The organism is Xanthomonas sp. NCPPB 2632, assembly GCF_041228075.2.
Classification (GTDB): Bacteria; Pseudomonadota; Gammaproteobacteria; order Xanthomonadales; family Rhodanobacteraceae; genus Luteibacter.
This window is the reverse complement of the sequence record NZ_CM192979.1, coordinates 4,780,651-4,800,284: the sequence shown is the minus strand read 5'-3', so window position 1 is coordinate 4,800,284 and position 19,634 is coordinate 4,780,651. Positions and strand designations below refer to the sequence as shown.

Genomic DNA, 19,634 nt, shown 5'->3' with positions numbered 1-19,634 from the left:
TGTTTTCCCCTCTCCCAAATCTTCTTGTGTGTGTTGTCCGGCCCAGCCGGGCGCGTTTCACGGTGGTCGACGTTGATGTCGTGACGCGGTGGGCGTGCCACTTTTCTTCGTTGAGAGCGTTCTGCCCCCGTGTAAGGCGCCGGTGCCGCAAGGCGGACCGGTGACCGTGCTGTGAGTCCTGCTGTGTCGCCGTCCTGATACATCCAGCCACGGCCCGGCAAGCCGTGTAGCGATGGGCCGGTCAGGCCCGTCGTCGTAGCGTGTCGTTACCGCCGCAGGAGGCACGGACGACCAGTTCGGTGCCGACGACACGCGGTTCTGGCGTGGCGTCGTCGGGCGATTCGATCATGCCGGCGAGGCGTGCCAGCGCCGCTTCGCCCAACTCGGCGATGCGGATGCGCACGGTGGTCAGCGGCGGTGAGACGTAACGCGCCATGGGAATATCGTCGAAGCCGGCCACGGCGATGTCCTCGGGCGTGCGCACCCGGGCCTCGGCCAGGGCAGACAGGCAGCCGATGGCCATCATGTCGTTGGCGGCGAAGATCGCATCCGGGCGCGGCACCATGGCCAGCGCCTGCTTGCCGGCGCGGTAGCCCGATTCCTCGGTGAAGTCGCCCGGCAGGATGGCAGCCCGGTCGCCCAGGCCCGCGGCGCTCAGCGCGGTGCGGTAACCACGGCAGCGCTCCTGCACGTCGTGGTTCACTTCCGGGCCGGCGATGAACACGATGCGCTTTCGGCCCAGGCCGAGCAGGTGCTCGACCATCGCCTTCGCGCCGCCGAAGTCGTCCACGTCCAGCGAGGCCTGCCGCTCGGAGCGGACATGGCTGTTGATGAGGACGGTGGGGACTACCACGGGCAGGTTTTCTTCCAGGAACGCCTCGTCCGCGTGCGGCGACATCACCAGCAGGCCGTCCACGCGGCCCTGCATGGAGCGCAGTGCGATCGCGGCCTCGGTGGCGTCGCCGTGGGAGCTGGACACCAGCAGGTAAAGGCCACGGGCGCGCGCGGCGAGGTCGATGCCACGGATCAGTTCGGACCAGAACGCGCCGTGCAGGTCGGGCAGCAGGGCCCCGATGGTCTGCGTGCGACGGGTGATCAGGCTGCGGGCACCGCTGTGCGGGACATAACGCAGGCGAGCGGCCACGTCGCGGATACGCTTCTGCGTTTCCGCCGTAACGCCACTGTGCCCGTTGAGCGCGCGCGAGACCGATGCCACCGATACGTTGGCCATCCTCGCGACGTCTTTGATCGTCACACTCACGTCGTTCCTGCCCTCTACCCCTGCCCCTCAAGGGGCTGACGGCGCGGAACGTAAACGTTTTCATGGCACCTTGTAAAGCCTGCGAAATCAAGCGGTTGCTGCGGTGCGACAGGAACCCATGACGGTGGCAATACCACTATGTGAAGAGAAGCCGAAAAACCTGTGAAGACAATAGGTTGACTGGTACGCAAAACATTGCTGCGACGCAGCATCGATAGGCTTTGGAAACACGACGTTTGTTAATAACTGTCGTGCTCAGTAACGTGCGTTACGTCGACGCCCACACGCTGCAAGGGTCTCCCTTCACCGCGCGCTGGCGGGTCGCCAAGGCGAGCCAGGCAAAGCCGATACCCATCGCGATGGCGACGATATCCACGCCAAGTACGGTGTAACGACCTTCCGCCAGCGTCCGCAGCAGCCGCTCCCCGTGCAGCACCATGTCCAGCGCGCCGACCGCGATGCTGACCGCCGCCGTGGCCGCCAGCAGCTCGACCGCCGCCCTGGCGGGACGGCGCCAGAAGGTCCAGATGAGGGCCAGCGCGAATGTGCCGAAGCACACGGGCTGGACGATGTCCGTGCCCTCGGTGCCCGCCACGGACCCGAGCAGGTTGCCGAGGAAAGTGCAGGAAATCGCGAAGCACGCGCCGATGCACACCCCGACCGTGGCCGTCGCCATGGCGCGCACCTTCAACGGCTGGTCGGCCTGGCGCCGTTTGCGGCGGGTCTCGATGTACAGCAGGTTGCCCGAATAGAACAGGAAGGCACCGGCCAGTCCGAGCAGGAAATACAGCCAGCGCAGCGACAGCGAGCCGAACGTGCCGAAGTGCAGGCCGAAGATGGCGGCATAGGTCGCGTGATTGGCATCGCGTGCGCCACTGACCTGGACCTTCAGCACCCGGCCGTCCACGGCGTCGAGCGACACCATGCCGTATTCGCCCAGGGTCTTCGTGGAGGTGCCGCGTACCTCGGCGGCGGCCCCCGTATGCCCGTAATGCACGTAGCGCATGTAGTCGGGCTCGAAATCCGCCGCGCCGGCGGCCAGGGCGGCCTGGCGGGCGCGCGCGCCGAGTTCCGCCGGGGTCAGCATGACGGCGCTGCCCCCGCCGTCCCGGGTCTCGGGCAGCGCGCTGGTCATGCGCTCGAATGCGCCCATCAGCTTGCCGTCGAAGGCCACGGTGTTGAAGGCCACCAGCATCACCAGGGTGAGGCACAGCAGCGCCCCGGTGATGGCGAAGATGATGTGGAACGGCAGGCTGAGGATACCGATGACGTTGTGCGCGTCCTGCCACAGCCGTTTCAGGTTGTGCCCGGGGCGCAGCGCGAACAGCTCGCGCACCAGGTTGGGCAGGTGGATCAGCAGGCCCGTGAGCAGGGCCAGGCCATAGATGACGCTCACGATACCCATCAGGTAGATACCGATCTGCGGGATACCGAGGTCGTAATGCAGCTCGTAGATGAAGTCGGCCAGACCGTGTTCGTGGTCTTCGGCGTCGCGCGCGGCGGTGTCGTCCAGCGATTGCACGCGCCAGCTGCCGTCTTTCTCCATCCAGTATGCGGCCACCTCGTGCGACGGATGGTCCGCCGGATAGGTGACGCCGATGCTCTCCCGTGCGGCCGGGTGTTTCGCGACGATGTCGGCCAGCATGCGGTGGGCCCGGTCCATGGTGTCCGCGCGGGCCATCTCGGCGCGGGGCATGGCCCAGGTGTCGATCTCGTCGTGGAACATGGTCAGCGCGCCCGCGTAGAACGCGATGAACAGCGCGAAGCCGGCCAGCAGGCCGGTCCAGGTGTGCACGAGGGTAAAGGTGCGGAGCGTGTTGGCTTTCATCGTCTCAGAGCCCCGGCAACATGTGCTTGGCCGCCCACAGCGCGCCAAAGGCGACCAGGTTGGCGATCGCCAGCCAGCCCCAGGCATGCCGGCCGCTGCGGAACAGATAGGTAGCGGCCATGATCCCGATCCATAGCGGGAAGAAAGCCATCATGACGGGCAGCGTCACCGCTTCGCTGGAGCCGGGCCATACCCAGATGACAAGGGCGATGAGCGCCATCGACAGTGTCAGGCCCAGCAGGATGCCGGCGAATGTCCTGGCAAGCATCAGCGCGGCTTCCGGGGAGCGGCCGGGCGAATCATCCAGGTGATGTAAGGCCACGCTACCGCGCCGAGCATGAGCGCGGTCAAGGCGGAGAAGATGCCCGGTAGCGAGGTTTCCGAGCCGATCCATGCCATGAGCGCCAGGGCGGCGAATGCCCAGGCGGCCACGCGAGCGGCCCGGCCAAGGGGACGGGCCAGCAGGCGCTGGTTATGCGAGCACACATAGGCGAAGGCCATGGCGAGCAGCGCCGCCAGGCAACCGAGGACATTCATGAAGCGCACACCGGGCAAGTTACTGATTGATAATTATTATCATTTGAGTGTGGGCGGTCAACGCGACCGGCGATTGCCGCGCCGTGCCGTATGGGGCGTAAATCCGCCGGGCGCCGGCCCGTAGGAAACATCTCAAAGGGGTGTCGACGGCGGCGATCTCGCCCGTGCACCAATGCCGACCCCCTGGTCACGTTTCGACCAGTGCTCAAGTTTTGACCAAACCGTCCGCTAACTGAACATGGGTGTTTGGTGAAACTAGCGTTAACCCGACCCGTTAAATTAGAATTAACACCCTACCGATCATCGCCCTGGCCCATGTGCTTACGCGATGCGACAGGAAAAGCCGATAAGCCATTGATGTAAATATCATGTTGACCACGACCCTCATCGCAACGACCTTGATTGCCTTCGCTTTTGCAGCGGCGTCGGTCAGGCGTATTCCCGAGGGCCAGGTCTACAGCGTGCGTCGCCTGGGTCGTGCGCCGTCGTTGCTTGCCGCCGGCACGCATGTGGTGCTGCCGATGATCGATCGCGTTGCGCACAAGATCGACCTTGGCGGGCAGGTGCTGCGCTTCGACGGTGGCACCGTCTATTGGCAGGTCCTGGAGCCGGAAGCCGCCGACGAAGTGATCGACGACGCCCCCGAGCTGATCCGCAGCAATGTGGTGGCCGCGCTGCGTGATTCCTCCACGGCGCACCAGATCGACCGTCGGGCCTTCGGCACCCAGCTCAAGCACGCCGTCAACGGTTCGCTGCGCTCGCGCGGCATGCTGGTGACCCGCGTGGAGCTCGACGCGGCCTGATCCTCCGGGACGTAACCGGCGAACGCTGGCGGCCAAGCGCCATGCCTTCCATACTTGCGGTTTCCCGATGTCCCGGTGCCGCATGACCACCCGCGAAGCCCTGCAATCCCGACTCGAACGCGGCATCGCCGCCCTGGGCATTGCGCTGCCCGACGACGCTGTCGGCCGCCTGCTGGACTATCGGGAACTGCTCGAACGCTGGAACACGGCCTATAACCTCACCGCCGTGCGCGACGCGGACGAGATGGTGACGCGTCACCTGCTCGACTCGCTGGCCGTGGTCCCCTTCGCCCAGGGTCGCACGCTGGCCGATCTGGGCACCGGGCCGGGGCTGCCAGGCATTCCGCTGGCCATCGCCGAGCCGGCGCGCGAGGTGCTGATGGTGGACTCCAACGGCAAGAAGGTCCGCTTCCTCCGCGAAGCGATCCGCTCGCTGAAGCTCGGCAACGGTCGTGCCCTGCAGAGCCGTGTCGAGGAGGTGGAAGGGAGCTTCGAATGCATCACGGCACGCGCCTTCGCCAGCCTGGCCGACATGCTCGGCTGGGGCGGCCACCTGCTGGCGCCCGGCGGCGTATGGCTGGCGATGAAGGGCAAGCACCCGGGGGACGAACTGGCCGGCGTGCCGGCCGGATTCACGGTGGAGGCCATCCATGCCTTGAGCGTGCCCGATGTCGAGGGTGAGCGTCACCTGGTCGTTATAAGGCGCGTCGCACCGGCCAGCTAACAGGCTGCTTTGGACTTTAAACCCAAGCCGGATTAGTATTAATTGGTAACCATATATGCATATCTTGGTGACCGGCATGGCTCAAACGATCAAGCTCGAGAACCTTCGCGACCTCGTCTCCATGGGCGCAGTGAAGACCGCAACCATCCTGGGCCAAAAAGGTGGATACGCGGTCCTGGCGAACATGGGCATGCACGAGCGCATCCTCGCGAATAGGGCGGGCCAGGTAAAAATGTTCGCCACGACCGATACCGCCGTGAAGGAGCTTTCGCGCCTGGGCCTTTCGTCGTTTTTCGTCGACATCTCGCAGTACGAGAAGGGATTGCTTCGTGCGCCTCGCACCGATGTGACCGAACGGGCAAAGCTTGCAGCGGCCGCCCTGGACCGTGACACATGGTTTCGCGCCCAGGTCGAAGAAGCACTGGAGAAAGAGCGGCTGGGCACCGCTACCTGGCACAGTCACGACGACGTGTGGGCCGCCGTGAAGGAGGCTGCCGGGAAAGCTGCGGTAGGTGATGCTGCCCAACCAGCATCCTCGAGAAAGACCGCGGGATCACGCGGGCGCAAATAAGGAACGTAGCGTGGCGCTTCTGTATGAGGACTTGGCCAGAGGCGATCTGGTCGACGCGGCACGGTATGCCGTGCTTATCGAGCATCCCAATCCCCTCGCGTACGTCGCTGCCCTCGAGGCACGTATGCTGACGATGCACGACAACAAAAATCCCGGCGTTGTCGGCCGTACGCCCGGCACCATGGAATGGATACTGTTGCCGACCGACTACATCGCGGTAGTTAAGTGGACGACGAAAACCGATGTAAGGGTCTACCGAGTGCTTCCTTCAAAGAAGATGAAAGAGCCCCGGCAAAAAACCGTTGCCGGCCGGGCTGACGCCCGATCGGGCACAAGGAAGATCCCGTAGCCGAGCTACGGGTCCTGGCTAACGGTGGCATCGGGTATCGCTGGCAGGGACACCATGGCAGGCCAGCCAGTCCCCGTGGACTGCCGCACCCGATCCGGCCCTGGACGACGTCACCTAGGGCGAACCGCCCGTCGATGCTACGCTAACGCCCTTTCCGCGCACGGCAGCAAACGACAGCCCATGGCCCGCATTATCGCAGTCGCCAACCAGAAGGGCGGCGTTGGCAAGACCACCACTTCCGTCAATCTCGCCGCGGCCCTGGCCGCCGCGAAGCGCAAGGTGCTGCTCGTCGACCTGGACCCGCAGGGCAACGCGACCATGGCTTCGGGCGTGGACAAGTACAACACCAAGCCCAACGGCTGCGAAGTGTTGCTCGACGAGGCGCCCATCGCCGACGTGCTGGTCCGTACCGAGGCGGCGTTCGACCTGTTGCCGGGCAATGGCGACCTCACCGCCGCCGAGCTGAAGCTGATGGACGGCATGGCGCGCGAGCACCGCCTGAAGGATCAGCTGGCCAAGGTGGCCGACCGCTACGACAGCATCATCATCGACTGCCCGCCGTCCCTGCACCTCCTCACGCTCAACGCGTTGACGGCCGCCGATGGCGTGCTGATCCCGGTGCAGTGCGAATATTTCGCGCTGGAAGGGCTGTCGAGCCTGCTCGATACCATCTCTGCGGTACGCCAGCGCCTCAACCCCCAACTGGAGGTCGAAGGCCTGCTGCGCACCATGTACGACGTGCGCAACAACCTCGGCAACGAGGTCTCGGCACAGCTCACCCAGCATTTCGGCGACCAGGTGCTGCGCTCGATCATCCCGCGCAACGTGCGCCTGGCCGAGGCGCCCAGCCACGGCCAGCCGATCCACCTGTACGATCGCGGCTCGCGTGGCGCCATCGCGTATATCGGCCTGGCCGGCGAGATCATCCGCCGCGACCGGGCCCGCGCCGCTGCCGCGAGTGGCGACACGGCCGTGGAGCCGGGCGACGAAGCGGCGCCCGACGCCGCCACGACCACTTCTTGAGGACGACCCATGGCAGCAGCTAAGAAACGTGGTCTGGGCCGTGGCCTGGATGCCCTGCTCGGTGGCGGTGGCGGTCCGGACGCCGCGCCCTCCGTGATCGAGCAGGAAGGCGAGCTGCGCCTTCTGCCCATCCAGCAGATCCAGGCCGGCAAGTACCAGCCGCGCAGGCACTGGAACGATGAAGCCCTGGACGAACTGGCCGCCTCGATCAAGGCCCAGGGCCTGATCCAGCCGGTGGTCGTCCGCGCCATCGGCAAGAACAGCTATGAGTTGATCGCGGGTGAGCGGCGCTGGCGCGCGGCCCAGCGCGCCTCCATGAGCGAGATTCCCGCGCTGGTCAAGGACGTGCCCGAGCAGTCTGTGCTGGCCATGGCGCTGATCGAGAACATCCAGCGCCAGGAACTGACCCCGCTGGAGGAAGCCCAGGCGCTGCAGCGGCTGATCGACGAATTCGACCTCACCCACCAGCAGGCCGCCGATGCCGTGGGCCGCTCGCGCGCCGCCGTGTCCAACCTGCTGCGTCTGACCGAGCTTCCCGAATCGATCAAGCAGCTGCTGGACGAGGGCAAGCTGGAAATGGGCCATGCCCGTGCTTTGCTCACCCTGCCGGCCACCGTCGCCGAACCGCTGGCGCTGGAAGCCGCCCGTCGCGGGTGGACCGTGCGCGAGCTGGAGGAAGCCGCACGCCGGGCCCAGCTGGCGCCCAAGGGCAAGGCCAAGGCGGGCGGCGCGGCTGATCCGAACATCGCCAACCTGGAGCGTGAGCTGGCCGAGCGCTTCGCCACGCGGGTGGAACTGGCCCACGGGCGCGGTGGCAAGGGCAAGCTGGTGATCCACTACCACAGCCTGGACGAGCTGGACGGCATCCTGAGCAAGGTCCGCTGAGCGGACTGCTGAAAGGAAGTACGCATGCCGCCGGTCCATAAGGACGTGAACCCGAAGCAGCGCCAGTACGAAGCCATGGTGCGCGCCCTGTCGGCCGACCTTTACCGGTTCGCCTTCTGGCTGTCGCGCTCCGAAACCGTCGCCCAGGATCTGGTCCAGGAGACCTTCCTGCGCGCGTGGAAAAACCTCGACGCCTTGCGCGATGCCGAGTCCGCCAAGCCGTGGCTGATCACCATCCTGCGCCGCGAGCATGCCCGGCTTTACGAGCGCAAACGTTTCGACACGGTGGAGCTCGACGACAGCGTCGCCGAGGATGCCGCCTTCGCCAGCCCCGAACGCAGTGGCGATGCCGCCCAGGTCCGCGACGCCATGCTGAAACTGCCCGAGAAATACCGTGAACCCCTGGCCATGCAGGTGCTGGGCGGCATGAGCTGCGAGGAAATCGCCGAGGCGACCCACCAGCAGCCTGGTGCTGTTATGACCCAGCTGTTCCGCGCGCGCCAGCGGCTCAAGGCGATGCTGGGTGGACGCGCCGCCGCCGACGGAGGCCGCGCATGAACTGCCTCGAGTTCCGCCGCCGGATCACCGCCGAGCCGCGCTCGCGCGATGCCGCCCTGCTGGCGCACAGGGATGCCTGCCAGGAGGGCTGCGCGCCGTTCTGGCAGCGCGCGCAGCGCTTCGAGGACGACATGGAAACCGCGTTGTCCGCGATCTCCGTGCCCGACGGCCTGGCCGACCGCATCCTGCTCGCCCAGGCCACGCAGGAGCGGCGCCGTCAGGTGGGCCATCGCCGTGCCTGGATGGCCATGGCCGCCTCCGTGCTGATCGCCTTCGGTGGCGTGGGCCTGCTCTGGCGGTATACGGATGCCCACTCGTTGCCCGCCCTGGCGGTCGCGCACATGCCGGGTGAGATGGATGCGCTGGCGATGACCCGGCCGATCACCGATGCCCAGGTCGAAGCCGGCTTCGTGGGGCGCGCCACGCGGCTCAGGGGGCCGGCACCCGCCGGCGTCACCTACGTGCACGACTGCACGGTGGGCCCGTATCCGGCCGTGCACCTGGTCACCCGGATGAACGATGAGCCCGTCGTCGCCCTCTATATGCCGGCCATGAAGACGGATGCTTCGGAGGAGTTCCATCGCGACGGCTGGGACGGTCGCCAGATCGCCCTGGCCGGCGGCACGCTGGTGGTGATGGCGCGGGGCGCCAGCCGCGGCACCATGGACGCCGTGGCACGCGGCTGGCAGCAGGCTATCGAGGGGCCGGTCGCCCCGGTTGTCGGACAGATCTGAACGAACGGCCGCCCTCGCGGCCCCATGCGGCGCCCGTTGCGCGATAATGCCGGCCCGAATCCACCAGCCCACGGAAACGCGATGACCGACCTCGCCGTGGTCGTGCCCGTCTTCAACGAGCGCGACAACATCCCGCCCCTCCTCGCCGAGATCGCTTCGGCGCTGCGCGGCCGGGTCGACTTCGAGATCATCTACGTCGACGACGACAGCACCGACGACAGCGTCGCCGTGCTCACCGCCGCGCGTGCGCAGTACCCGGAGCTGCGGATCATCCGCCACCTGACCCGCAGCGGTCAGAGCACCGCGGTATGGAATGGTGTCCGCGCCGCGCGCGCACCGTGGATCGCCACGCTGGACGGCGACGGCCAGAACGATCCGGCCGATATCCCCAAGCTGCTGGCCGCGCGCGCCGGCGCCGGTCCGGAACTCAAACTGTTCGCCGGCTGGCGCGTCACCCGCCGCGACAGCTTCAACAAGCGCATCTCGTCGAAGGTGGCCAACGCGGTGCGCTCGCGCATGCTCCAGGACAGCACGCCCGATACCGGCTGTGGCCTGAAGCTGTTCGAACGCGAGACCTTCATGCGCCTGCCCTACTTCGACCACATGCACCGCTACCTGCCGGCGCTGGTCAAGCGTGCCGGCTTCGCCAGCCAGAGCGTGCCCGTGGGCCACCGCCCGCGCACCGCCGGCACCTCGAAGTACGGCATGCTGGACCGCCTCTGGGTCGGCCTGGCCGACCTCCGCGGCGTGGCCTGGCTCATGCGCCGCGCCAAAGTCACCCGCACCCAAGAGGTGTAGGAGCGCACGATGTGCGCGATCCGTCTACGTAGGGAACGGCGAGGGAAGCCAACAGCCCCAAAATCAAAGGCGTTTCCGTGACCCCAACAAAGCGCGCTCCTGCACCGCGACGAAGCAGACGCAGCCGAACGTAAAAAAAGAACGTGGTCGTGTGTGTGTAAGAGAAACGGCGGTTTCGAGGGTGGAAAAAGAGCCGAGGATGGGGGGGCGGAAACGCCTTTGCTTTGTGGGCGCTTGGCTTCCCTCGCCTTACCTGCGTAGACGGATCGCGCACATCGTGCGCTCCTACAGGCACCGGTACCTACTCAGAGGGATCGCGCACAGCGTGCAGGTTTTTTTGGATCTGGCGGGGTTGCCAGGTGTCCAGCATCTGTTGGGTGCGCACGCGGCCCAGCTCGATCAGCTCGCGGGCGCGGTAGAACTCGTACACCGTGGAGACGTTGCGCGGTATCTCGATGAGCAGGTCGGGCGGGTACGCGGCCAGGCGCAGGCGCGACAGGTTGGCCTGCATCAGGTCCATCGACTGGGTCATCAGGTCGAAGGCACCGGGGTCCTTGAGCTTGGGCTTGCCTTCGCCGACCGGCAGCCCACGGCGACCGAACAGTCGGCCCAGCCTCGCGCTGTAACCGTCGTCGGCCCCGGCCGTCACGTTCTTCTCCGGTGGCTGCTGCATCTCGGCCGCGCCGTCCACGCTTACCGCGATGACGTAATCGACGTCCTCGCGCATCAGCGGCAGCACCGGCAGCGGGTTGAGCAGCGCGCCGTCCACCAGGCGCCGGCCTTCGTGGGTATAGGGACGGAACAGGGTGGGGATGGCGATAGAGGCACGGATCGCGTCGAACAGTGGCCCCCGGGTCAGCCAGACCTCGCGCTCACGGTCGATGTCCGTGGCCACGGCCGTATAGGCGATCGGCAGTTCCTCGATGTTGACCTCGCCGATCAGCTCGCGCAGCGCGGCCATGATCCGGTCGCCCTTGATGAAACCACCACCGGAAAAGCTCCAGTCGACCAGGCGCAGCACGTCGAAACGCGCCAGCGTCGAGACCCAGTCGCGGTAGATATCCAGCTTGCCCATGCCGTAGATGCCGCCGATCAGCGCGCCCATCGACGTGCCGGCGATGGCGACGATCTCGAAACCCCGTTCCTCCAGCACCTCGATGGCGCCGATGTGGGCGAGTCCCTTGGCCGCCCCCGCCCCCAGGGCCAGGGCGACGCGCGGCTTGCGCGGTTCAGCGAGCGTGGCGGGCAGTGCGCCGGTCTCGGCAATATCGAAATCGCTCATGGACCGCGCGCGCTCAGTGGGAGTGGTTCGAACCGTTCTGGTAACCGGACAGCGCCAGTTGCAGCAGGATCTTCATTTCCTCGCGCAGTGGCAGCGGCGCGACGATTTCGGCGTCGGGGCCGTACTTCAGCACGTCCATCAGCAACTCGCGCGAGTTGGAGTAAGGCACCTTGAGCTCGTAGCGGCCATCGCCCAGCCACTCGCCCTTCTGCTGGGAGTGCCAGTGTTCGTCGGCGACCCAGCGCGCGGCGTGCGACGAGAAACGGATGGTGGCCCAGGCCTTGGGCTTGCCGGCGAAGATGCCGTAGCTGGAGGCGAGCAGGTCGTTGAGTTCGGCGTCCTCCACGTCCCTGGCCGGGGCATCCAGCGCCTGCGGCTCGGCGATGCGATCCACGGCGAAGCTGCGCAGGGCCTCGCGATCGTGGTCCCAGACGTCCAGGTACCAGTTGTCGCGGTAATGGGTGAGGCGCTGGGGCGAGACGGTCCGCTTGGTGTCGGAATTGGTGGTGCGCGCGCGGTAGCGGAAGCTGACCTGGCGCCGCTCCAGCGTGGCACCGGCGACGATCCGGAATACCTGCTGGTCCATCGTGCGCGCGCCCCAGGAGATCACCCGGATGCGATCCACCGGCAGTGCCTTGCCGCTGCCGTGGTCGGACAGCAGGCGCTCGATGCGGGCCTTGAACGGGGCCAGCGCACCGGCGAGCACGCCCGGATCGGAACGGCCGATCAACTCGTTCAACGCCATCAGCGCCGCCAGCTCGTCGCTGGTCAGCCACAGGCCGGGTAGTTCGAAGGAATCGCCTTCGTCCGCCTCGTAACGGAAGGAAGCCTGGTCGCCGGCGACGCTTTGCACCGGGGCACCCAGGGCATCGCGCAAGAAGGCCACATCTCGATAGAGGGTGGCGCGCGAGCACTCCAGTTCGTCCATCAACCGGGACAGGGGCACCGGGTAATGCGCGGACTTCAGCAGGCGGTGCAGGGTAAGAATGCGCTCGTAGCGGTCCATGGGTGTCGCCGGCAGGAGGAGCGTGGGGAAGTGTGTCCGCGCAGGCGTGACGCCCGTATCTACGCAGGCCAAGCATGGCGGCGCCCGGCGCCGTCCGCAAGGGAGTCTCGCCCGCCGCGCGACCGTGGGTTTGCGCCCGGGACGATAAGGCGCAAAAATGTGCCTTTGCGATTCGCCGAAGGCCTTTTTCGACCATGGCGGAACCCAACGACGCCGCCGTCGCGCTGGACCCTCTGGGCCGGCATGACGAAACCACGCCCGCGCGCAGCCTGTTCTCTACCTCCGTGGTGGTGATCCAGGCCTGCACGGCGGCGGGCTATGGCCTGTGGATGGTGCTCGGCACCGCCCTGGCGCTGGGTTTGTACCCCGACGGCCGTGGCGAGGTCCTGGTGCCGCTGTCGATCGGCCTGGTGCTGGTCAGCCTGGGCCTGGTGTCCACCTGCCTGCGGCTGCCCTTTGCCCCCGAGTGGCACGGATGGAATCCGGTGAAGCGGATGATGCCCACGCCCGAGGGCATGGTGGCGATGGCCAACTACCTGCCGATGCTCGCGCTGGCCGGCCTGGCCCGGGGCGGCAACGACTTCTGGGCCACCCGCCTCGCCGGAGCGGCCCTCATGCTCTGCAGCCTGGCCACCCTGGTCTACACGGCACGCAGCGTGTCGCGTCACCTGCCGCCGTCGGTGGCCTCCGTGGCCAATGCGCTGCCGCTGGGCCGTACCGTCTCCGCCTTGTTCGCCGGTGGGTTGTGGTTCTGGCTGTGTGTGGCGCTGCAGACCGAGATGCCGATCAATCCGCTCAACCCCTGGCGACTCGCCCTGCTTGCCGTGGCGCTGGCGCTGGGTGTCGTGGAGGGCATGCGTTGGCGCGCGCTGCGGCAACTGGCGGAGGAGCGCGGTGCCGTGCACCGCCTTGAAACCGGGCGCACCGCGGTCTCCCTGCTGGCCTGGCGCTTCGCCGTGGCGGCGCTGTCAGTGGGGTTGCCGTGCGTGTTGCTGGTATCGCACCCGGCCGGACACCTGTTGCCCGTCGCGGCGGGTCTGGCCGCGTTAAGCTGCGTTATCGGTCAATGTCTCGAACAGCGGCTGTACGGGCGGGCCTATGTTTACTGGGTGAACGACTGACCTCGCAGCGAGGCGCGTTCCACCCGGCCTGGCCATCCAGACGGCCGCGGTTCCTTCGGTTTTCCATTCCATCTACGGGTCGACGATGAAACAACTCCTTCTCGCCACGCTCGTCCTTGCCGCGCTGCCGCTCGCCGCGTCGGCCCAGGACGCCACTGCCAACCCCACCTCGACGCCGGACCAGAATGCCGACGCCTCGAAGAACGGTGGCTGGACCGGCTCCGGCGAATTCGGCTTCGCGTCCTCGCGCGGCAACTCGCGGTCGGAAAACGCCAACGCCAAGCTCGGTTTCAACCAGGAAAACGAGCTGTGGAAGAACAACTTCTACCTCAACGGCCTGCGCTCCAAGGGTGAGGTCACGGTGGACGACCAGAACGGCAACCCCATCGACAAGTTCAGCACCACCGCCAACCGCTACGACACCGGCGCCTCGGTGGGCTACAAGTTCGACCCGCGCAGCTACGTGGTCACGGCCGCCCGCTACGAGCACGACGATTTCGGCGCCAACCTGTGGCAGGGCATCATCTCGGTAGGCTACGGCTACATCGCCCTGAAGAACGAGCGTGCGGAGCTCTCCTTCGAAATCGGTCCCGGTTTCAAGCGCTACCAGCCCGCGAAGACCACCCGGCAGGCGACCAACCCGGACGGCACGCCGGCTTTCGAGCCCGGCGGCGTCGTGCCCCTGGAAGAAACCTACAAGCCCGATGCCGAAAGCGAAGTGGTCGGCCGCAGCCTGATCAACGCCAAGTACCGCATTACCGACAACACGGCGGTGGAAGACACGCTGCTGGTGGAAGCGGGCTCGAAGAACCAGTACTACCAGAACGACATCGGCCTCTCGGTCAGCATGACCAAGAAGCTGGCGCTGAAGATCGGTTACCAGATTCGCTACAACAGCGACACGCTGCCCGGCACGGTCAGCACCGACAAGCTGACCACGACCAACCTCGTCTACAACTTCTGACGGCGCCGGAGCGCGGCCTGCCGCGCTCCTACCGCTGCGGCTGAAGCAGGGCGGCAGCGCCCTGGTCGAGTAGCATGGCGGCCACCTGGTGACCCAGGGTCACGGGATCGTCGGTGGTGCTGTCGGCCTGGGCGTGCAGCAGTTCGCCGGTCAGCGCGTCGCCCACCATGCCATGCAGGGTCAGGCCGTACTCGGCCACGACGCACCACGCGCCGATGGCGACGGCACAGCTGCCACCCAGGCGCTCGTTCATGGCGCGCTCGGCGTTCACCGCCAGCAAGGTGTCGGGGTCGGTCAGGGCGCCCAGCAGTCCGGCCACCCGTGCATCGCCCAGGCGCGATTCCACGGCGATGGCGCCCTGCCCGGGTGCGGGCAGCCAGTCGGGGCTGGCCAGCCGCGTGGTGATGCGATGGGCCATACCCAGGCGCTCCACGCCCGCGCAGGCCAGGATGATCGCGTCGTAGTGGCCTTCGTCCAGTTTCGCCAGCCGCGTGTTGACGTTGCCGCGAAGGTCGAGCAGTTGCAGGTCGCCCCGTACCGCGCGCAGCTGGGCCTGCCGGCGCAGCGACGAGGTGCCCACGCGCGCGCCGTTGGGCAGGTCGGCCAGCGTCGCGTAGTGGTTGCTGATGAAGGCGTCGGCCGCGTCCGCGCGCGGCAGGATGGCCGACAACTCGAAGCCCGGCTCCAGCGCGGCCGGCACATCCTTGAGCGAGTGCACCGCGATGTCCGCGCGGCCGTCCTGCATCGCCACTTCCAGCTCCTTGAGGAACAGGCCCTTGCCGCCGATGGTGGCCAGCGAGCGGTCGAGGATCTCGTCGCCGCGCGTGGACAGCGGCACCAGCTCCACCACGAGTCCCGGATGCGCCTGGCGCAGGAGGACGGCCACGTGCTCGGCCTGCCACAGGGCCAGCGCGCTCTTGCGCGTGGCGATACGAAGCGGTGGGGTCATGGGATCCTGGCGGCGGCTCGGGCGAAACGGTGATTGTCCCGCAAACCGCCATCGCGTGCAGCGCGACGGGGTGTCGCGCGGGGCATTCAGCCGCCTTCGGCTCGCAGCAGCTGGCGCACGGCGGGCAGGTTGCGCCGGCTGACTTCCGGGGTCACCTCCGTGCCTGCCAGGCGCGCCAGCACGCGCCCGTCGGCCAGCGACTTCAGGCCCAGCAGGCGCGTGCGCGGCACCAGGCAGTTGCGGTGCAGGCGAACCAGGCGGTCGGGATGCGCGGTCTCCAGCTGGCGCAGCGACTCGTCGATCAGCCACATGCCGGCCGCGTGGTGCACCTCGACGTATTTGTCGTCGGCGAGCAGGTACAGCACATCGCCCAGTGCCACCCGTACCTCATCGTTGCCGCTGCGTGCGCGCAGCCAGGCCCCGCGCGTGGGTAGCGATGCCTGGGGGCGGCGCGCGGCGGCGCGGTCCAGCGCGTCGCCCAGTCGTTCGGCGCGCACCGGCTTGAGCAGGTAGTCGGTGGCGCCGAGGTCGAAGGCGCTCACGGCGTGCTGTTCGTAGGCGGTGCAGAAGATCACCTGCGGCCGTTCCGCCATGGCCGCCAGCTGCCGGGCCACGGCCGTGCCGGACAGGCCGGGCATCTCCACGTCCAGCAGCACCACGTCGGGCCGCAGCGACAGGCAGGCGTCGAGCGTGGCGTCGCCGTCGGCGGACTCGCCGACGATCTCGACCTCGCCACGCGCCGCCAGCAGCACCCTCAGGCGCGCACGGGCCAGCGGCTCGTCATCGGCGATCAGGACGCGCATGCGCCGGGCTCCGGGTGGAAAGCGTCGATGCTATCAGCGTCGCCGGCGACGCACGTGACCGGCAGGCGGGTGCGGGAGTGAGACGCGGGTCACGGTGTGGGCAGGCCCGGCCCGCGTTGTTCTCCTGGAGAGGGGACACATCACGCTACCTATCCGAGGATTCATGATGATATCGAGCAAGCGTAGTCCTTCCGCGCGATCGGCCTGTCGTGCCGTATCGCTGGCCACCGTCGGCGTGCTTGCTGTCGCCGCGGCGACAGTGCAAGCGCAAGCGGGCATGCCTTCCATCCCGGCGCAGGCCCAGGCCCAGGCGTCCGCCCGCTGGCACGATACGCTTACCGTCCAGGGTCCTCCTGACGCGGGCTGCTACAGCGCGTTGTTCCCCAGTGCCATATGGACGCCTGAACGGTGCGCGCCGCCACCGAAGCACGTGTCGCCGCCCGTCCATAAGGTCGTGGACTCCCGTACGGGCCGGGTCACCCTGCAGGCCGTCGCACCGACCACCGGCAACGGCAACGATTACGCCGCGCAGACGAACGGTCTTACCCGCAGCGCCGTGGGTAGTTTCCCGGCGGTCACGGGCGTTAACGCCGGCGGTACGCAGCCCTACACGCTGCAGATCAACACGACCACGGGCAGCAATCCGGCCGCGTGTCCCCAGTACGGTTACTCATCGTGCAGTACCTGGCAGCAGTTCCTCTATGACACCGGCGATGGCGAAGGCGCTTCGGTCTATATCCAGGACTGGCTCTACGTGGGCAGTGCCTCCGAGTACGCCAGCAAGGGTTGCCCGGCGGACTGGACGCCTTACGCGGACGATCAGGCCTGCTATCGCAACAGCGATGCGATCTCCGTCGGCTACTTCCCGCTCGCCAGCCTGGGCAGCATGCGTCTCAGCGGTGTTGCCAACCAGAACGGCAGGGATGTCGTAACGCTGACGGTAAACGGAAAGTCATTCACGGCCTCGCAGCCGGCCACCACCCTCGACATCGCCAGGATCTGGAAGCAGTCGGAGTTCAACGTCTTCGGCTACGGCGGGGACAAACCGCTGGTGACGTTCAATCCGGGCTCCACGGTGAACGTGCGCCTGAACGTCGTCGACGGTAGCACCAACGCACCGAACTGCCTGCAGAACGCCGGTACGACCTTCGAGCAGAACAACCTCACGCTGGGTAGCTGCACGGCTTCGGGCGGCACGTCTCCGGGCATCCAGTTCAGCGAGTCCAACTAACGACAGGGTCAGTCACCGTTCCTGCCTGCGCAGGGGCGGTGCCATCACGCCATACCACTTCCTGAGGAACCGCCATGATCTCGAGTAAGAACCACCACGCTGCGCCGACCGTTCGTCGGGCCCTGTTGATCGCCATCATCAGCGGCTCCCCCTTCGCCGCCATGGCGCAGGTGCCCGTCGATACCGTGGCCGTCGAAGCCCGGGCACAGGCCATGACGCACTGGCATGACACGCTGATCGCCCAGGGGCCGCCGAGTACCGGCTGCTATCGCGCCTCGTTTCCCAGCTCTGCATGGACCGCCGAAACGTGCGCCCCGCCGCCGAAGCGCATGTTTCCGTCGGGTCACAGAACGACACGCGACACGCGGGCCGGGCAGGTGACTCAGGCGGCCGTCCAACCGCTGGACGCAGGCAACGGCGTCGACTATGCCGCACAGACCACCGGCCTGACGCGCAGCGCCGTGGGCAGTTTTCCGAAGGTGAGCGGCGTCGACAGCGGCGGCTCGCAGACCTACACCTTGCAGATGAACACCACCTCCGCAAGCAATCCGGGTGCATGCACGCAATACGGCTTTTCCACCTGCGAGACCTGGCAGCAGTTCATCTACGACACCAACGACGGCAGCGCCACCGGCATCGGCATCTACATGCAGGACTGGTTCTACGTCGGCAGCGCATCGGAGTACAAGAGCAAGGGGTGCCCGGATGGCTGGGGTGCCTACGCGGAACAGCAAGCGTGCTATCGCAACAGCAAGGAAGTGGCGCTGGCCTACGTGCCCCTGTCCAGCCTCGGCAGCGTACGCCTGGCCGGCGCCGCCAACCAGAACGGCAAGGACGTGGTGACGTTCACCGTCAACGGCACCGTGCATGCCGTGTCCCAGCCCGCCAGCACGCTCAACATCGGCAAGATCTGGAAAGAGACGGAGTTCAACGTCATCGGGGGAACGCCTCCCGCCGTGTCGTTCAACTCGGGATCCCACGTGAACGTGCGCCTCGACGTGGTCGACAGCACCACCAATGCGCCGGCCTGCCTGGCCAACGCCGGCACGACGGCGGAAACGAACAACCTTAACCTCGGTCCGTGCACCGCCGCCGGCGGCACGTCACCGAATATCCAGTTCAGCGAGTCCAACTAGCGCGGCGGGGAAGCAACCGCTGACCGGGCTCCGGGAGGAACACCGTGACGACGAACCTGTCGTCATGGCTTTCCGTGCGTACGCTGGCGCGTTGTCCGAAATGGTAGGCGACGCGCTCGCGGACGTTGCGCAACCCGTGCCCCGTGCCGGGGTTGGCGGATGACCCGGGCAGCGTGTTTTCGATGACGATTTCCACCCCGCCGGGCACGCGATGCCCGGCGAGGCGGATGCGCCCGCCATGGCGGCTGGGCTGGATACCGTGGCGGACCGCATTTTCCACCAGCGGTTGCAGCAACAGGCGTGGCAGCGGCAGGTCGACCGGGACGTCGATGGCGCGTTCGACGTGCAGGCGGTCGCCCAGGCGCAGCGCTTCGATATCCAGGTAGCGATCCACCAGCATCCACTCCTCGCCCAGCGTACCGAGGGACTCGTGATCGGTGCCCAGTGCCGCGCGGAACAGCTCGGCCAGGTTTTCCACGGTGCGCTCGGCGGCATCCGGATCGACCCGGATCAGGGCGGCCACCGCGTTCATGCTGTTGAACAGGAAATGGGGCCGGATGCGCGCCTGCAAGGCCGCCACCTGCGCCTGCGCGGCGGTCGCCACGCGCACCTGCCACTGCGCCACCACGTAGAAATAACGAAGCAGCCCCGCTCCGAGCAGGCCGGTGGCGATGCTGGCATCACGGACGAAGCGCACGCGGGAGACCGGGGTCATGCCGGTGTGGATGCTGTGGTCCACCCAGCCGATCACCGCGGCGCTCACGCCGACGAGCAGCACCAGCAGCAGCCACACGGCGGCATACGGCAGCAGGCCGGGCAGCCGTTGCATCCAGGGGGTCAGCTTGCACAGGGCCACGGTCAGCAGCACCGCCAGCCAGCTGGTGAAAAGCACCGCCGTGCCGTAATCGCCGAGGTCGCCCCGGCTGCCGGGCGCCAGCCACATCAGCGTGACGGTGAGCGCGCCGACCACCAGTAACGCGAACAGCACCGGCAGGCTGCAGAAATCGGGCAGCGGCGCCGAGGGCGGGCGCGGAACCGGGGCGGTGTCGTCGGGAGCGGCGGGCATGGCGG

At 67.3% G+C, this 19,634-nt stretch carries 22 protein-coding genes; 13 read left to right on the top strand and 9 right to left on the bottom strand.

The genetic code is table 11. The features are described from left to right. Positions 1 to 241: 241 nt before the first annotated feature. From AB8808_RS20610 to AB8808_RS20595, 4 genes are all read right to left on the bottom strand, one after another. Positions 242 to 1,231: a LacI family DNA-binding transcriptional regulator gene (locus tag AB8808_RS20610; RefSeq protein ID WP_506193280.1), complete on the bottom strand. Its 990-nt coding sequence runs from the start codon at positions 1,229 to 1,231 to the stop codon at positions 242 to 244. 298 nt (positions 1,232 to 1,529) lie between these two features. Continuing rightward, complete coding sequence (locus AB8808_RS20605; RefSeq protein ID WP_369925547.1) at positions 1,530 to 3,089, bottom strand: PepSY-associated TM helix domain-containing protein; 1,560 nt, start codon at positions 3,087 to 3,089, stop codon at positions 1,530 to 1,532. 4 nt (positions 3,090 to 3,093) lie between these two features. Then, positions 3,094 to 3,357 carry a hypothetical protein gene (locus AB8808_RS20600; RefSeq protein ID WP_369925545.1) on the bottom strand — a complete coding sequence of 88 codons (264 nt, stop codon included), beginning with the start codon at positions 3,355 to 3,357 and terminating at the stop codon, positions 3,094 to 3,096. Continuing rightward, positions 3,357 to 3,626: a hypothetical protein gene (locus AB8808_RS20595; protein WP_369925543.1), complete on the bottom strand. Its 270-nt coding sequence runs from the start codon at positions 3,624 to 3,626 to the stop codon at positions 3,357 to 3,359. Before AB8808_RS20595 ends, AB8808_RS20600 begins: the two co-directional genes overlap by 1 nt. A gap of 368 nt (positions 3,627 to 3,994) precedes the next feature. Here AB8808_RS20595 and AB8808_RS20590 point away from each other — a divergent pair, with 368 nt between their 5' ends. From AB8808_RS20590 to AB8808_RS20550, 9 genes are all read left to right on the top strand, one after another. Further along, the gene (locus tag AB8808_RS20590) at positions 3,995 to 4,429 is read left to right on the top strand and encodes an SPFH domain-containing protein (RefSeq protein WP_369925541.1); all 435 of its coding nucleotides are present in this window, start codon (positions 3,995 to 3,997) and stop codon (positions 4,427 to 4,429) included. Positions 4,430 to 4,511: 82 nt separating this feature from the next. After that, a complete protein-coding gene (rsmG, locus tag AB8808_RS20585) occupies positions 4,512 to 5,153 on the top strand; it encodes a 16S rRNA (guanine(527)-N(7))-methyltransferase RsmG (protein ID WP_369925539.1) in 642 nt (213 codons plus the stop codon). Positions 5,154 to 5,208: 55 nt separating this feature from the next. Continuing rightward, the gene (locus tag AB8808_RS20580) at positions 5,209 to 5,724 is read left to right on the top strand and encodes a ParC-related protein (RefSeq protein WP_369925537.1); all 516 of its coding nucleotides are present in this window, start codon (positions 5,209 to 5,211) and stop codon (positions 5,722 to 5,724) included. Between the two features lie 10 nt (positions 5,725 to 5,734). Next, entirely contained in the window at positions 5,735 to 6,073 is a 339-nt protein-coding gene (locus AB8808_RS20575) for a hypothetical protein (protein WP_369925535.1), read from the top strand. A 180-nt stretch (positions 6,074 to 6,253) separates the two neighbouring features. After that, entirely contained in the window at positions 6,254 to 7,096 is an 843-nt protein-coding gene (locus tag AB8808_RS20570) for a ParA family protein (protein WP_036138789.1), read from the top strand. Between the two features lie 9 nt (positions 7,097 to 7,105). Beyond that, positions 7,106 to 7,981, top strand: coding sequence for a ParB/RepB/Spo0J family partition protein (locus tag AB8808_RS20565; protein ID WP_285403392.1), 876 nt, complete (start codon positions 7,106 to 7,108; stop codon positions 7,979 to 7,981). Positions 7,982 to 8,005: 24 nt separating this feature from the next. Then, positions 8,006 to 8,539: a sigma-70 family RNA polymerase sigma factor gene (locus AB8808_RS20560; protein WP_036138792.1), complete on the top strand. Its 534-nt coding sequence runs from the start codon at positions 8,006 to 8,008 to the stop codon at positions 8,537 to 8,539. Continuing rightward, complete coding sequence (locus AB8808_RS20555; RefSeq protein ID WP_285403390.1) at positions 8,536 to 9,273, top strand: DUF3379 family protein; 738 nt, start codon at positions 8,536 to 8,538, stop codon at positions 9,271 to 9,273. The genes AB8808_RS20560 and AB8808_RS20555 overlap by 4 nt, the downstream gene beginning before the upstream one ends. Before the next feature lie 81 nt (positions 9,274 to 9,354). Then, on the top strand, positions 9,355 to 10,071 hold the full coding sequence (locus AB8808_RS20550; RefSeq protein WP_369925529.1) for a glycosyltransferase: 717 nt from the start codon (positions 9,355 to 9,357) through the stop codon (positions 10,069 to 10,071). 301 nt (positions 10,072 to 10,372) lie between these two features. Here AB8808_RS20550 and AB8808_RS20545 read toward each other — a convergent pair whose 3' ends face one another. Both AB8808_RS20545 and AB8808_RS20540 read right to left on the bottom strand, forming a co-directional pair. Further along, complete coding sequence (locus AB8808_RS20545; protein WP_369925527.1) at positions 10,373 to 11,353, bottom strand: patatin-like phospholipase family protein; 981 nt, start codon at positions 11,351 to 11,353, stop codon at positions 10,373 to 10,375. Positions 11,354 to 11,366: 13 nt separating this feature from the next. After that, complete coding sequence (locus tag AB8808_RS20540) at positions 11,367 to 12,359, bottom strand: helix-turn-helix transcriptional regulator (protein ID WP_036138794.1); 993 nt, start codon at positions 12,357 to 12,359, stop codon at positions 11,367 to 11,369. 194 nt (positions 12,360 to 12,553) lie between these two features. Between AB8808_RS20540 and AB8808_RS20535 the strand changes: the two genes are divergently transcribed. Further along, complete coding sequence (locus tag AB8808_RS20535; protein WP_285403387.1) at positions 12,554 to 13,480, top strand: hypothetical protein; 927 nt, start codon at positions 12,554 to 12,556, stop codon at positions 13,478 to 13,480. An 85-nt stretch (positions 13,481 to 13,565) separates the two neighbouring features. Beyond that, the gene (locus tag AB8808_RS20530) at positions 13,566 to 14,444 is read left to right on the top strand and encodes a DUF481 domain-containing protein (RefSeq protein ID WP_285403386.1); all 879 of its coding nucleotides are present in this window, start codon (positions 13,566 to 13,568) and stop codon (positions 14,442 to 14,444) included. 28 nt (positions 14,445 to 14,472) lie between these two features. On the opposite strand, the gene hemC is transcribed toward AB8808_RS20530, so the two are convergent. Both hemC and AB8808_RS20520 read right to left on the bottom strand, forming a co-directional pair. Next, on the bottom strand, positions 14,473 to 15,393 hold the full coding sequence (gene hemC, locus AB8808_RS20525) for a hydroxymethylbilane synthase (protein WP_285403385.1): 921 nt from the start codon (positions 15,391 to 15,393) through the stop codon (positions 14,473 to 14,475). Positions 15,394 to 15,479: 86 nt separating this feature from the next. Further along, positions 15,480 to 16,196: a LytR/AlgR family response regulator transcription factor gene (locus tag AB8808_RS20520; RefSeq protein WP_285403384.1), complete on the bottom strand. Its 717-nt coding sequence runs from the start codon at positions 16,194 to 16,196 to the stop codon at positions 15,480 to 15,482. 166 nt (positions 16,197 to 16,362) lie between these two features. Here AB8808_RS20520 and AB8808_RS20515 point away from each other — a divergent pair, with 166 nt between their 5' ends. Together AB8808_RS20515 and AB8808_RS20510 are read left to right on the top strand one after the other, a co-directional pair. Next, complete coding sequence (locus tag AB8808_RS20515) at positions 16,363 to 17,427, top strand: hypothetical protein (RefSeq protein ID WP_369925523.1); 1,065 nt, start codon at positions 16,363 to 16,365, stop codon at positions 17,425 to 17,427. A gap of 74 nt (positions 17,428 to 17,501) precedes the next feature. Continuing rightward, a complete protein-coding gene (locus AB8808_RS20510; RefSeq protein ID WP_369925521.1) occupies positions 17,502 to 18,563 on the top strand; it encodes a hypothetical protein in 1,062 nt (353 codons plus the stop codon). Here AB8808_RS20510 and AB8808_RS20505 read toward each other — a convergent pair. Next, complete coding sequence (locus AB8808_RS20505) at positions 18,547 to 19,629, bottom strand: sensor histidine kinase (RefSeq protein ID WP_369925519.1); 1,083 nt, start codon at positions 19,627 to 19,629, stop codon at positions 18,547 to 18,549. The genes AB8808_RS20510 and AB8808_RS20505 overlap by 17 nt on opposite strands. Positions 19,630 to 19,634 lie beyond the last annotated feature (5 nt).